The sequence below is a fragment of the Paenibacillus thiaminolyticus genome (assembly GCF_007066085.1).
GTDB lineage: Bacteria > Bacillota > Bacilli > Paenibacillales > Paenibacillaceae > Paenibacillus_B > Paenibacillus_B thiaminolyticus.
Map to the genome: position 1 here is coordinate 5,031,606 of NZ_CP041405.1, position 13,713 is coordinate 5,045,318.

Consider the following 13,713-nt stretch of genomic DNA (forward strand, 5'->3'; position numbering starts at 1 on the left):
ATGTTCAAGGAGTGCGAGGATGAATATTTTTGCTCTATTTTATATAAGCTCAACCACGGATGGTAGAGTAAGGAGAGTTGACAGCAATGGCATATATAACAACAGACGGCGTGCGGGTATGGGGCCAGCCGGAGGAGAGTGCGGTCGCCCAGGCGAAGACCTGCGCGCGCCACGGGCGCGTCGTCCAGGCGCTGCTGATGGCCGACCATCATAAAGGCTACAGCCAACCGATTGGGGGCGTCATCGTGTATGATGGGCAAATCTCGCCTTCCGGCGTCGGCTATGACATCGCCTGCGGCAACAAGGCAGTGCGGACGAATCTGTACGCGGCGGATATCCAGCCGCGCATCGGCGTAATCATGGACGAGATTGCGGGCAAAATTTCATTCGGCGTCGGCCGCAACAATAAGGAGCCGGTGGATAATGAGCTGTTCGATGATCCGGACTGGGCGGTCTATCAGGCGATTGGGCGTCATGAGCATGACACACTGAAGGCGCTGGCCCGCAACCAATTGGGCACTGTCGGCAGCGGCAATCATTATGTCGACCTGTTCGTGGAGCCGGAGAGCGGGAGACTGTGGATCGGGAATCATTTTGGCAGCAGGGGCTTCGGCCATAAGACGGCGAGCGGGTTCCTGAATCTGGCCGCCGGGCAGGAATTTCTCGGCAAGGCGCCAGGCGAGAGCATGGATCAGCCGCCGGTGCTGCTGGAGCTGGACAGCGAGCTCGGCGACATGTACTACCGCGCCATGAAGCTGGCCGGGCGGTACGCCTACGCCGGCCGGGAGTACGTCATCAGCCAAGTCTTGTCCATCCTCGGGGCGGAGGCGGACTTCGAAGTGCATAATCACCATAACTTCGCGTGGCAAGAGCGGCATAACGGGCGGGACACCATCGTCGTCCGCAAGGGGGCCACGCCTTCGGCGCCCGGACAGCTTGGCTTCATCGGCGGTAGTATGGGCGATATTTCCGTCATCGTGCGCGGCACAGATTCAGAGGAGAACCGGGATGCTTATTATAGCACGGTTCATGGCGCCGGCCGGATGATGAGCCGGACCCAGGCGGCTGGCCGCATGAACTGGAAGACGCGTACCCGGACGGGCGGACAGATCACGCCGAAGCAGATGCAAGAGGCGGTCCGGAGCTTCGGCGTCGAGCTGCGCGGTGCAGGCACCGACGAGAGCCCGTTCGTCTACCGCAAGCTGCAAGCCGTTCTCGATGCGCACCAGAACACGCTCGACGTGCTGCATGTGCTGAAGCCGATCGGCGTCTGCATGGCCGGTGCGAACGAGTTCGACCCGTACAAAGACTAGACATCTTAGCCGTCCTTTCTCAACTATCAACTACCTTCACATAACAAGCAGGGCACAAACACAGTGCCCTGCTTGTTCCGCGTTGGCAGAGAAATGACTATGCGGCCCGCGATGCCTTATAAGCGTTTGCTTACAAAAAAATGTTTTGTAACTTATTGACAACTGCGACAACTCGTCGTATATTCAAACTACGACGAGTTGTCGCAGTAATGTTCAGAGGTGCGCGCCAATGAAAAATTTAGGAAGACTGTCTGAAACCGAAATGGAAGTCATGGAGGTGATATGGGGATTAGAAACGTCTGTAACGGTTAACCAGATCATGGAAATATTTAAAAGCAAGGACTGGAAAACCTCCACGTTATCGACCATACTGAAACGGCTCATTGAAAAAGGTTTTTTGACAAAATCAATGAGTGGCAAGGTGAACTATTACAATCCTGCTTTGACATTGAGTGAGTACAAAAAGTATGAGACCCAAAGTTTTATTAGCCGCTTATACAATGGGAAAGTAAAAAATTTTATTGCTGCCTTGGTTGATGATAATGAACTCAGTCATGAAGACATCGCGGAGCTAAAAGATTGGTTTGCCCGCAAGGATGGTAAGAAATGATGTCTTTAGCCGTGTCCCTCATTATTGCATCATTCGTTGGAATGGGCATTTGGATCTTGCAAAGCAGCATAAAGCCTGTCACGAAAAGAGTATTTTCTCAAACATGGCATTATTTTAGCAGCATGATTCCGGTCTTTTTTCTTCTTGGCGGTACAGAGATTATAAACAGACTTATTCCTGTTTTACGTTCTGTCTTGACCGGAATAGGACCACCTCCAGCATCAGGAACGATTGCGGAACAATATGCGCACGTCACTCCGCTCGAGCATACGGCAACAAACAGCTCATTATTGATGAGGGAACTGTTTGACTATCTGGTACGTTTTGATCATCTAGAGGAACTTGTTCTATCCGCAACTTTAATTTGGGCTGTCGGAGCCATTGTCTTTCTTGGTGTAAATATTAAAAAATATCGGGCCTTTAAACAATCGGTCTTACAAGAAAGCTGGATATGTAATGCGGTACGATGCCCTGTAAAGGTAATCGTAAGTACTCGTGTAACAACGCCAATGGTTATGGGGTTGTGGAAACCTGTTGTTGTACTGCCGAACGTCCACTTTGAGGAAAAAAGGCTTGCCATGATACTATCCCACGAACTCGTTCATATACAGCGCGGAGATCTCCTTGTGAAGCTGTTGATGCTTATAGCCAATGCGGTTCACTGGTTTAATCCGGCAGCTTATTGGCTCAATAAACAGATAAATACGCTGTGTGAACTGTCTTGTGATGAAAAAGTCGTTAAGGAAATGGATATGGAAAACCGAAGATTTTACGGTGAAACGCTTTTATCCATGCTCGAATATGGCGTTATGCAGAAAAATGTAGTTTGCACCAGCAGTTTATGCAACACGAAAAAAAGCATGAAAAGGAGACTTTTAAATCTTATGAATGTGAAGAAAACAAACAAGTCTATTATGATGCTGTCCCTTGTTGCAGCAATTGCACTGGTTGGAAGCGGCGGATTTGCTGCGTATGCTGCCGGAACGGCTATGCCGTCTTCCGTATCCAAGGAAGTTGAAGGGCTTAATGTCAGCGTAGAATATCCAGACGGAAAAGTTGAATCTTTTGATAAGGATGGCAATCGGATAGCAGCCAAAGCGAAAGTTAGGTACAAGCCGAAGAAATTAACCACTGAGGAGATAGTCGATCGCACGAAAAAACATATTGAAAAGGGGCTTGATGTGCCGCAGGGATATATTGATGATCTGCCGCAAAAAGATTTGGATGCACTCAATGAGACATATGGCTTGGAGCTTCAAAAGTCAAAATAAAAGAAGGATTCGTAGGGGAGATGATGATTTTGTCAAAAACAAAATGGAAATTTATCTCTATGAGCTTGCTTGTCGTCCTGTTGACCGGAAAAATAACATATGCCGCAGAGAATTTTTTTTGGTCGGATGTTGAACCTGCCCTTTCCTGTTACACAAGCCGAGACGGGGAAGCTAAGGAAATGGGTGTAGTGGTAGATGGCAAAAAAGTTAGCCAGGATATTCTCCCTTGTGAAGAAGCAAAGAAAAACCGTGTAATCGTCCTGGTAAATGGGAACTATTTGCATACCGGAGCCGGAACCGGGGCAGAGCCGTTTATTGAGAAGGGTCGTACGATGATTCCGTTAAGGGCACTTGGGGACGGATTCGGATTTGAAGTAGGATGGGAACAAAGTGAAGGCAAAATTACGTTGAACAAAGGCGATAAGAGTATCATGATGTATACTGGAAAAACGGAGATGTTGGTTGACGGCAAAGAGGTAAGTTTTGAAGAGGCAGCACCTATGGTTAAAAACGGCGTGACATTCTTACCCGTCAGACAACTTGCTGACATACTTGGCGTTAAAGTTGACTGGGATGGTAAAACAAGGACCGCGACGTTTACAGAAAAAGAATAGATTTTCTCAGCCTTAGTTCAATTCAATGGACTAAGGCTATTTTATTTGGAGAGACTTATGCTCTGACCGGTGAAAGATTGGTTTAGAGACTGACCCACCTTGGTCATAAAGAAGATCCCCTTACGTCAACTGAGGATAATCAGTTAGCGATAAGGGGATTTTCTTCACTCAGTTTAATCTGTAAATGATCTCAGTCTGGCAGTAGACGGATACATTTCATTAGTGCTGACTTTGGCCGCGTACTTCTCATTAGGATAAGCTGCTTTCATCCAAACGATTTGATCCTGTTGAATGTTGGCCAACCAACCTGTATCATCACCAAATTCATTTGAAAAACTAACGTTGATCGTAGGCATTGAAGTTTGTGGCAAGGATACGACATGGAGATTCACATACACATCCGGGGAAACAGTATAATATCCCCCTACGACCGCACCTTGATTACCATTTATGTTTTTTGGGACATACATATTTATTTCACCTGAATTATAAGACATTGTCCCGATCTGATCCGTTGAGGTTGGGCTGAACTCGGCAAGCTTCTCTTCGATTTGTTCTTGCGTTAAAAAGATCGTTGTTTTCACGCCGTTATCGTCATACGACTCCAGTTTCCCATCTTTCAATGAAAGAACGTTAACATTCCTGCCCTCCAATGAAAAATCAATTTCGGCGGAATTTTTTTCACGGGCCGACACGGATCCGTTATCTGCCGCAAATACCGGAGTAGCCATTAACATCACAATAACAAGCATTAAAGAAAACAGTTTGTTTACTTTCATGAGTTTATTCCTCCCCAATTTTTTTTTGCAAAAGCGACAATAACAATTAGCAAATCGGCCTTCAATCAATAAAGACAATTCACCTCCCATAAGCCGCTATTATCTTTTCGGGGGTATTCTTGGGTGTCCGCTTCGGCATTAGGCAGCCCTACTCAGATATGCATCAGAGCATGCAAGCGAGCGAATCTACGCTTATAACGATTTATCTCCAGCAAACTTGACGAAATAAATGATGCCGGACGAAAAGATTTTTGTAGAGAGCTTAAACAAAGCATAATTCCTTAAAATAGCGTATAATCTAATTCTGTGTGTAATTAACAAAATATGTCTATCAAGAAACTTAATACTTTCAAATAATCATTCTAAGAAAATTATGGTGTTGGAGGTACAAGCATGGAGCAATGGCTCACGTTTTTACGTGGCAATTTCCATCACCTAGACAAATCATCTCAAGAATTGATTTATCATTCTTTTCGGGAACTGATCTATCGTGACATATGCTTGCTGTTCAGGGATCATGCATTAGCCGAAGATGTTGTGCAAGAATCCTTCATAAAAATAGTTGAGCAAGCGCCAAAACTGAGAAATACTACAAATATGAAAGCTTGGATTAAGAAAGTGGCCCGGAATACAGCTTATGACTATTTGAAAAAAAATAAAAAATATCGTTATGTTTCGGACTTGCAGCTCGTTAAGGAAAGTGAATTCGTTGCCCCATCCATACAAGTTACGATACCCGAACAGGTGGAAGAACAAGTTCGTGACGAAATGCTCCATGAAGCTCTCAACCAGTTGAATATAAAATACCGGAATGTGTTATTTTTATTTTACGTCGAAGAAAAATCATACCGGGAAATTGCAGAAAAATTACAACTATCGGAACAAGCTCTCGGCCAAACATTAACAAGAGCGCGCAAGAAATTATTACATTACTTTTCAAGAAAATGGGTTGATTAAAATGAAGACCTGGCTCGACGGGATAGTGATGCAAAGAGCGGTAACGTATAAGGGCTTGCTCCAATAAAGATGGCAGAAATAGCTGCCAAGGGGGCTAGCGAGGGGACAACGCGGATATGCGATTGCGATTTATTGTCCGCAGTGTGTTAATGATGGCATTCAATACATTTATACAGCAGAACAGGCTAACGGCGCATTCGCACCGTTAGCCTGTGTCATGAGCGGGCTTATCAGGCTTGCCTTAAAGCTTTTTCCACACTTCCGCTTGGCCTGGCTCTTCGCCGGAGGTCCACCAGCGCGCCTCGTAGACAGCGCCTTTATGGGTTACCCGGTCGCCACCAAGGTAGGTCTTGCTTGCGTCCCAAGCCGGATATTGCGGGCTGTCGCCCAACGTTTTGACGGTCAGGGCCACAGATGGCTGTGATTTGTTGCCTGCCGTATCGACGGCTCTTATCGTGTATGTGTAGAAAGTATTCTCTGTTAATCCCGTATCGGTGTACGAGGTCTGTGCCGTCGTTCCGATCAGCGTGCCGTTGCGGTATACTTCGTACTGCTGAATTCCGTTCGGGCCTGAAGAAGGACTCCAAGTTAAGGAGATGCTCGTCTGCGTCTGTGAAGGCGAAGCTACGCCTGCTGGAACGGATGGCGTTACGCCACCGGAACCATTGTTCAGGTTGACGTCAATGACTTGATAGAACGCGTTGCCGGTATCGGCAACTTCCCATACGCCGAGGATAATATAATAGCCGCTGCGATCGGTTGGCACGCTGCATTGATGCGAGACGGATTTGTTCGGCCGTTGCCCGCCATCGTTATAGTAGCAGAATGGGTCCGGCTCAAGCTGGGCCCGGGTCAATGGCTGATTTGGATCCCAGTCTTTTTTCGTAATATAGTATTTCCATTCTTTCGTGGCATGCGGCGCTGTCAGATACCAAGTGAAGGTGTTGTTGCCGCCGTTCATATCGACTTTGTTCCAGCGGGTAGATGATTGTGCATCCAACTCCGGGAACACGCCGCCCCCGGCGATATGGCCGTCCGCCGGACCGCCGATCGGGAAGTTGCCCCTCGCTTCAATGCTTTGCGGCTCGTACTCCACGAGTCCGCAATTGGTGTTCTCCCCGAGCTTGCACTGATAGGCGCGGCTGTGCGGAGATTCGATATAGCCATGGGCGGACGCCTGCCCGGCGAATACCATCATGCAGAAGAAGGCGGCCAATACGGCGCCAAAAGCGACAAACATCGGGGATACTTTGGACGCTAGCGGATTCCAGACTCGCAACTGATTCATAACAATACCTCCTAAAAAGTTGAATTTGGACAAGTTCTACACAACGTCAGACCGCTGCTTTGGAAGAGATGACCACCTCCTTGATAGAATGAAACCGTTTTAAAATAAAGTTATCTCGTTTTAACTTTTCCGCGTAAAAAAGAAAAGTAACCGGTAAAAAAGGCTGAAATAGCGTCATTTACAACAAGAAAGCAGAAGTCAGGTCATGGATTGGAAGCTGGTGCTGCTAGCAGATTGTTGATTAATATGCTGGACTGGAGCTGTCGCATGTTGGCGGCATCTATCGCAAAGGCAGAGTATGCGCGCAAGGTGCCGAAAAAGAAGTCGGATTCCACGATGAAGTCTTCGTGTCGCCGCGTCTACTGCTCAGGATTCGACAGGAGTGGAGCGGGACATTCGTTGGTTTCATATTACAAAATTTTAACCAAATTGGCTATAACTAATTTTCATTATTTTGGAATAAAGTCAAATTGCATCCTTTGATTGGAGAATTATCCGAGGCTGAGTTTACGTTTTATCGTGAATATGAAAGGGGACATCTGTCTTTCCTTCACTTTACTTCACCAAGAGGATGAAGTCTTCTTTTGCAGTAAGATAGTATTATATAATTGTTCAGCGATAGATTCCGGACCATCTTGTTGGGCGATGCGGATGTTGCTATGATGGGAGGAAACATAGAGGTAAGGAGACGATGAAGTTGGAGAGACGCGAGCATTTGAAGTCTGATGTATACGCTTACTTGAAGCGGATAGGTTATGATGGTCCGCTTGACGGCGGTGCCGCTGTGCTGGCCGATCTGCAGGAATGTCATCTGCATGCCGTGCCCTACGAAAATTTTGATATTTTGAACCGAGTGCCGTTGTCGCTCGACATTCCTGATCTGATAAACAAAATTATAATCCGCCGCCGGGGCGGTTACTGTTTCGAGCTGAATGCATTGTTTGGATGGCTGCTGCGGGAGCTTGGCTATCCGGTCACCGATTTGATGGCTCGCTTTTGGCGAGATGAACCGAATCTCCCGCCCAAGCGCCGCCACCAGGTTCTGCAAGTCCGGGCCGGGGACAAGACGTATCTGTGCGATGTCGGAGTAGGCGGAATTGTTCCGCGCCGGCCGGTACGCATCGAAGCGGGCCTGGAGCAATGGCAGGGGGATGAATGCTATCGGCTGGAACGGGATCCGGACTATGGCTGGATGCTGTTCGAGTTCAAGCGGGACGGATGGAGCCGTCTCTATTCCTTTACGGAGGAGCCGCAGCTCCCGCGGGATTTCATTATGCCTTCGTTCTGGTGCGAGCATGCGCCGGAGTCCATTTTTACCCAACAGGCGATGGCGGCGGTCCGCACTCGTGAAGGGCGCAATACGCTCGCCGGAGATGAATTCCGCATCTTCACGGCCGATGGCGTCCATACCTTTATTCCACAGTCGAAGGAGCAATATGATGAAGCGTTGAAAACCTACTTCGGCATCGTGCTCGGATAAGCTTGAGGCCGCACGCCAAAAAGAGCGCTCCCTTGCAGGCAATGCCTTATCTTAATGACATTGCCCTTGCGGGACGCTCTTTTTGCCTTCTTCGCTTCCTTCATCTGGTGCCGTTCAAGTTCCCCATGCTACAGTTGCTTGGCGGTGAACGGAGGTTATAAGCGCAGCAGGGCCGGATCGAAGGTTGGCACAAGCCCTTCTTCTGCGGCTCTTCTCAGAAGAGCCTCTACGGCAGCGTATCCGTCCTCGCCTAGATTTGCGGTGAACTCGTTCACATAGAGATTGATATGGGCTTGCGCCACCTGCGGATCCATTTCCTGCGCATGGTGCAGCACGTAAGACAGGGACGCCTCCGGGTGCGCCCAGGCATATTCCACGGATGCGCGCGCCCATTCGGCGATCTTGCCTGCATCAAGGGTCCGGCGGGCAATGATTGCCCCGAGCGGGATAGGCAGGCCGGTATCGGCTTCCCACCAGCTTCCCATATCGGCCAGCAAGGTCAACCCGTAAGACGGGTAGGTGAAGCGCGCTTCATGGATAACGAGTCCGGCGTCGATATGGCCGTCGCGCACCGCCGGCATAATCTGATGGAACGGCATGACGACGATCTCCCCTACGCCGCCGGGCACATGCTTCGCTGCCCACAAGCGGAACAGCAGGTAAGCCGTCGAGCGCTCGCTCGGAACGGCTACCCGCCGGCCGCTGAGCGCCGCCGGATCGCTTCCGCCTTCCTTCGTCAGCACGAGCGGGCCGCAGCCCCGGCCGAGCGCGCCGCCGCATGGGAGCAGCGCATAATCGGACAGCACCCAGGGAAGCGCCGCATAGGAGATTTTAAGCACCTCCGGTCCTTGGCCGCTGGCCGCCAGACCGTTCGTAATATCGATGTCCGCATAGGTTACGTCCAGCTCCGGCGCTCCGGGAATAAGCCCGTGCACCCAGGCATGGAAGACAAACGTATCGTTCGGACAAGGGGAAAAGGCAATTTTCATGATTACAGCACCTCCGGTAAGACTGAACAAGCGGCTTCCAATGCTTTCAGCGCCTCTGGGATGCGCCATGCCGCCCGGTTGCGCGGACCGACCGCGTTCGAGATCGACCGGATCTCGAATGCCGGCAAGCCGAACTGGCGTGCGGCCACAGCGACGCCATAGCCTTCCATCGCTTCGGCGGCGGCCCCGGGCACCCGCTGGGCGAGCATCGCGGCCGTCTCGGCCGTGCCTGTCACCGTGGACAGGGTCAGCACAGGTCCGGCGCATGCCTGCAGCGGAATAGCCTGCACTGCTTGACAGATACGCTCGGCCGTACCGGCATCGACCGGGATATAGGCCGAGCCGAAGCCAAGCTCATCCACGCTGCAGAAGCCGTCGGGCGTCTCGGCTCCCAGGTCGGCCGCGATGATCGGGCTGGCCACGACGACGGAGCCGACATCGGCCCGCTCCGCGAAGCCGCCCGCAATGCCGGCGCACACGGCCGCGCTATAATCTGCGGCGGCCAGCTCTCGGGCGGTGCTCGCCGCGGCGGCCGCCGTCCCGACGCCGCCGACGATTACGTTGAAGCGGGCGTCTCCGTCCAAGCCGCGCAGGACGGCATCCCGCTCGGCGGGCACGGATGTTACTATGAGGATGCGAGCCCCCGTTTCCGCTGTCTCACTGCGGAGAGGGGAGGCATCCATCGTATCATTATGATGTGAACTCATATTACTGACTCTCCTTGAATGTCGTTCCAGCCGGAACGTTGTCCTACCTCCACGTTATCCGCTTCCCGCCCAGAAGTAAAGGGAGTCCGGATAGGATTTTAGAGCATAGGGCAATACTCTGCCGAGGAATATGTTTATAGTAACATATGAGAGCAACGATGTGCATCGCATAAAAAACGCCTTGAAACCTATTGGTTCCTGGTTGATCTCTAATTCATGTTGAGCCGTCATCGCGGCCCCGTCCCGCGTTATGCATTTCCCTCCTGCCATCCGGTTGAGGTACAATAAAGCTGTTCCACTCGCGCAAGCGAGGAAGGCTCAACGGAGACAAGGAGATGTTCGGATATGGGAGTACAGTGGCGCGAGAAGCATTACATACATTCGGACAATTGCGATTATAAGAAGCGGTGCAAGCTCTCGACCCTGCTCGAATGGATGCAGCGGGCGGGCGATGCGCAGCTTGGGCACTACGGGGTCTCGCTGGACGAGATGATCCGCCAGGGCATGGCGTGGATGCTGGTTACGATCGATTTGGAGTGGAAAAGGCTTCCCGTCTATGGTGAGACGATCGAGATGGTGACATGGAACCGGGGGGCGACTGGCGTTCAGTGGCAGCGCGACTTCCGCATTTATGGTCCGGATAGCGCGGACTGGATAGCGCAGGCCCGGACTTCGTGGGTGCTTGTCGATCTGAACAAGCGCCGCATTTTTCGCGCATCGGCCTGTCCTTACGACCTGCCGGTGCATCCCGATGATTGCGTAGGCGGCATGCCGCGCAAGGTCGAGGTTCCGGCCGGGCTTAAGCAGGAACATGCCTATGATATGACGGTGCGGGTAAGCAGCATCGATATGAACGGGCATCTGAACAATGCGCGTTTTGGCGATATTTGCCTCGATGCGATGCAGCCGGAGGAACTGGAACGGGGGCTGTCCCGCTTCCGCATCACGTATCACCGGGAAGCCGTCCTGAACGACAAGATTGCGGTCATCCGCTCGGCATGGCAGGATGGTCACTGCTTCATCAGCGGGATATCCGATGAAGGCACAGCGTATTTCGACGCAGTGATTGCCGCGGATCGGGATGAAATGCACAGGAACGAAGTGGAATAGACAGCAACGGACAGGAGTGAATGTAGACTCCTGTTTTCTTTTTAATCAGGAAATAAGACATCGGTCAAAAAGTCTGTAAAAATAAGGTTTGTGGGTAAAACGTCCTATATGGTAATATTTACACGGTTAATCAATTCGAGAAGGCAGGGACGGGGGAAACCGATGGCGGGGCCCGGTACTCTGCCAGGATATTCATCAGAAGAGAATGGGAGCAAAGAGAATGAAGAAGAGAGCAATCATGGCCGTACTGGGGGCTGCCTTCCTCGCGGCGGTCTTGGGCCAGCATGGCGAGACTCAGGCTGCGGGTCGCAGCGTCGGGTATATGGATACGGCGGCGAACCGCACCTACGTGCCGATTCGTTACTTGAGCGAGCAATTGAAATATCAAGTGAAATGGGACAAGGCCGCCCAGCGCATCGATGTGCGCGCGAATGAGGACACGTTGTCTTTGACGGTCGGGAGCAAGAAGGCGCAGGTGAATGGTGCGGTGAAGCAGATGGATGCGGCGCCTTTTGTCGAGGGAGGGACGACCTATGTGCCGATTCGCTTCATCGGAGAAGCGATGAAGCTCCAGATGAAGTGGGACAAGGCAGCCTCTGCGCTCGTGTTCGATACAGCTAAAGGGAAGCAGAAGCTCCCGGTCGTCTCCATGGAGCGATTGAACCGTGCCGCGGCTCCTATGGAACAGAAGCAGAAAACGTTCACTGTCGGCAAGAAGCGGGTGTCGGCTTCGATCGTGGAGATCGATCTGCTTCATCCGAAGATCCGGCTCGATGTGGCGGTGGCTGGAGGCAAGATTGGCTCCGTGGACAGCCTGAAGCATATGGCGGATGCCAGCAAGGCGGCGGTGGCGATGAACGGGACGTTTTTCGATGCCTATACGAAGACGAGCTATAAGGCTCCGTACGGCCATATCGTGAAAAAGGGCGAGCTGGTGCATCCAAGTCCGGCCGACCGCCGAACCGTGCTTCTATTCACGAAGGACAACGAGGTGGGGTTCGTGCAGGGCAAGGAGTTCCCGCAGCGCTTCGAGGAAGGCGATGTGGAAGGAGCGCTCCAGGCGGGACCGCGCTTGGTGACGAACGGTCAGGTCAGCGTCGATCCGGTGCCGGAAGGCTTCAAGGATCCGAAAATATTAACGAACAGCGGCGCGCGCAGCGCTGTCGGCGTCACGTCGGACCATAAGCTGATTCTGTTGACGACTTCCGGGGCCACGATTCCGGAGCTCGCTCAGATGATGAAGCAGGCCGGCGCGCACCAGGCGATGAATCTGGATGGCGGGGCATCAAGCGGGCTGTACTACAAAGGTAAATATATCACCTCCCCTGGCCGGGAAATCAGCAACGCGCTGCTCATCCATTACGGCAACTGATAGCTAAGTAGCTAACCGGGAGGCATGAACGCGTGGGAGGATTCCTGCCGCGGGTTCACACGGACAAGGCCCACGCCGAGCGAGCGTGGGCCTTGCTGTGTATGCTAGGAGCCGGTCGTCACGAATATGCCGAGCGGCGTATTCGATTCACCGGCGGTCATGAGGGAGAAGGTGAAGGTGGACAGGCCTTCCGGCGCCTCATATTCGGCGATCCGGCATGCATCCTTATTCGTTGGCAGGGCTGGTATACGGAATACCTCCCCGCCGAGCCGGACGGCGCCGGCATATTTTCCCCCGCGCGGATTGACCCAAATGTGGACCTTGGCCGGAGCACCCGTCTCGTTCCGGATCGGAAGGCTTACCGTGTAGATCGCGCCGAATTGGGCAATATTATTCACCGCTCCGCTGCCGCTGAGCGGATCGCTGCTGCCGGACGTGAACAGCAGGTCCACGGGCGGGCTCCCGCCGAATTGGCGCGATTTCTCCAAGGCGCGATAATGATGCGTCGTCCCGCCGATCTCGTATTCCGGCATAAGCGCCAACGTCTCCGAGAACGGCCAGCTGCCGCGCGGATGCGGCTGTCCGGCGGCAGAGAGCGGCTCTGCTACGATCGTTCGCAGATCGGCATCGGCTCCGCGGCTGGCTGCAGTCCGCACGACGTAATGGAGCGGCCCATCCCCTGAGCTCCGGCAGACGGTAAATTCATAAATGAAGCCGATAAGATGGCCATGCGGCACCTCCCGGGCTTCGAGCAGGCCAGCCTCCTGCGCCAATGGCCTGCTATCGGCCGCAGCATGATCTTCCATCGTCCCGGCCAAGCAGGCCGCAGCCAGACATTGGCCCGCTTCGACCAGTATGTTCCCGGACGCCTCCACGATCCGCACCTCCCGCTTCAGATCCTGAATCTGGATTGTGTTCGCTGCGGATTGATTTTCCAGGGTCAAGCCCAACCGCAGCGGCTGGCCGGTCTGATTGATATGCCAGCCCATCACCCGGTGCTTCACCTCATCCTCGCCGCTCTGGACGACATCATGCCAGAGCGTCCCATTTGCCTCGGGGAAGCTGGCGTCATCGATCACCTCCGGATTATCGCTCAGCATCAGTCTGCGGCGGCTTCCAGGCGCCGCGGCTGCAACTTCTTGGAATGGATAAGCCGCATCCATCTTGCTTGCGGATAATTCAGGCTGCTTGCATCTCATCATTAGGGTTCGCCTCCATCTCCG

13 protein-coding genes are annotated in these 13,713 nt (G+C 52.4%); 8 read left to right on the forward strand and 5 right to left on the reverse strand.

The features are described 5' to 3' along the window. Positions 1–86 precede the first annotated feature (86 nt). From FLT43_RS22275 to FLT43_RS22290, 4 genes are all read left to right on the forward strand, one after another. A complete protein-coding gene (locus FLT43_RS22275) occupies positions 87–1,313 on the forward strand; it encodes an RtcB family protein (RefSeq protein ID WP_087440631.1) in 1,227 nt (408 codons plus the stop codon). A 229-nt stretch (positions 1,314–1,542) separates the two neighbouring features. After that, positions 1,543–1,923, forward strand: coding sequence for a BlaI/MecI/CopY family transcriptional regulator (locus FLT43_RS22280; RefSeq protein ID WP_087440632.1), 381 nt, complete (start codon positions 1,543–1,545; stop codon positions 1,921–1,923). Beyond that, on the forward strand, positions 1,920–3,194 hold the full coding sequence (locus FLT43_RS22285; RefSeq protein ID WP_087440633.1) for a M56 family metallopeptidase: 1,275 nt from the start codon (positions 1,920–1,922) through the stop codon (positions 3,192–3,194). Before FLT43_RS22280 ends, FLT43_RS22285 begins: the two co-directional genes overlap by 4 nt. Positions 3,195–3,223: 29 nt before the next feature. Beyond that, positions 3,224–3,808 (forward strand): copper amine oxidase N-terminal domain-containing protein, encoded by a 585-nt coding sequence (locus FLT43_RS22290; RefSeq protein ID WP_164776407.1) that lies wholly within the window; start codon positions 3,224–3,226, stop codon positions 3,806–3,808. A gap of 173 nt (positions 3,809–3,981) precedes the next feature. Here FLT43_RS22290 and FLT43_RS22295 read toward each other — a convergent pair whose 3' ends face one another. Continuing rightward, complete coding sequence (locus FLT43_RS22295) at positions 3,982–4,587, reverse strand: hypothetical protein (protein ID WP_087440635.1); 606 nt, start codon at positions 4,585–4,587, stop codon at positions 3,982–3,984. Positions 4,588–4,980: 393 nt separating this feature from the next. On the opposite strand from FLT43_RS22295, the gene FLT43_RS22300 reads away from it, so the two are divergent. After that, a complete protein-coding gene (locus tag FLT43_RS22300) occupies positions 4,981–5,544 on the forward strand; it encodes an RNA polymerase sigma factor (protein ID WP_087440636.1) in 564 nt (187 codons plus the stop codon). A 241-nt stretch (positions 5,545–5,785) separates the two neighbouring features. Here FLT43_RS22300 and FLT43_RS22305 read toward each other — a convergent pair whose 3' ends face one another. Further along, the gene (locus FLT43_RS22305; protein ID WP_087440637.1) at positions 5,786–6,832 is read right to left on the reverse strand and encodes a lytic polysaccharide monooxygenase; all 1,047 of its coding nucleotides are present in this window, start codon (positions 6,830–6,832) and stop codon (positions 5,786–5,788) included. Between the two features lie 691 nt (positions 6,833–7,523). Here FLT43_RS22305 and FLT43_RS22310 point away from each other — a divergent pair. Next, positions 7,524–8,312, forward strand: coding sequence for an arylamine N-acetyltransferase family protein (locus FLT43_RS22310; RefSeq protein ID WP_087440638.1), 789 nt, complete (start codon positions 7,524–7,526; stop codon positions 8,310–8,312). Between the two features lie 155 nt (positions 8,313–8,467). Here the strand turns inward: FLT43_RS22310 and FLT43_RS22315 are convergent, their stop codons facing one another. Further along, a complete protein-coding gene (locus FLT43_RS22315; RefSeq protein ID WP_087440639.1) occupies positions 8,468–9,301 on the reverse strand; it encodes a 1,4-dihydroxy-6-naphtoate synthase in 834 nt (277 codons plus the stop codon). Positions 9,302–9,303: 2 nt separating this feature from the next. Then, positions 9,304–9,984: a futalosine hydrolase gene (locus FLT43_RS22320; RefSeq protein ID WP_087440731.1), complete on the reverse strand. Its 681-nt coding sequence runs from the start codon at positions 9,982–9,984 to the stop codon at positions 9,304–9,306. A 369-nt stretch (positions 9,985–10,353) separates the two neighbouring features. On the opposite strand from FLT43_RS22320, the gene FLT43_RS22325 reads away from it, so the two are divergent. Continuing rightward, complete coding sequence (locus FLT43_RS22325) at positions 10,354–11,118, forward strand: acyl-[acyl-carrier-protein] thioesterase (protein ID WP_087440640.1); 765 nt, start codon at positions 10,354–10,356, stop codon at positions 11,116–11,118. Positions 11,119–11,338: 220 nt separating this feature from the next. Continuing rightward, a complete protein-coding gene (locus FLT43_RS22330) occupies positions 11,339–12,490 on the forward strand; it encodes a phosphodiester glycosidase family protein (protein WP_087440641.1) in 1,152 nt (383 codons plus the stop codon). A gap of 104 nt (positions 12,491–12,594) precedes the next feature. On the opposite strand, the gene FLT43_RS22335 is transcribed toward FLT43_RS22330, so the two are convergent. Then, a complete protein-coding gene (locus tag FLT43_RS22335) occupies positions 12,595–13,692 on the reverse strand; it encodes a hypothetical protein (RefSeq protein WP_087440642.1) in 1,098 nt (365 codons plus the stop codon). Positions 13,693–13,713: the final 21 nt, after the last annotated feature.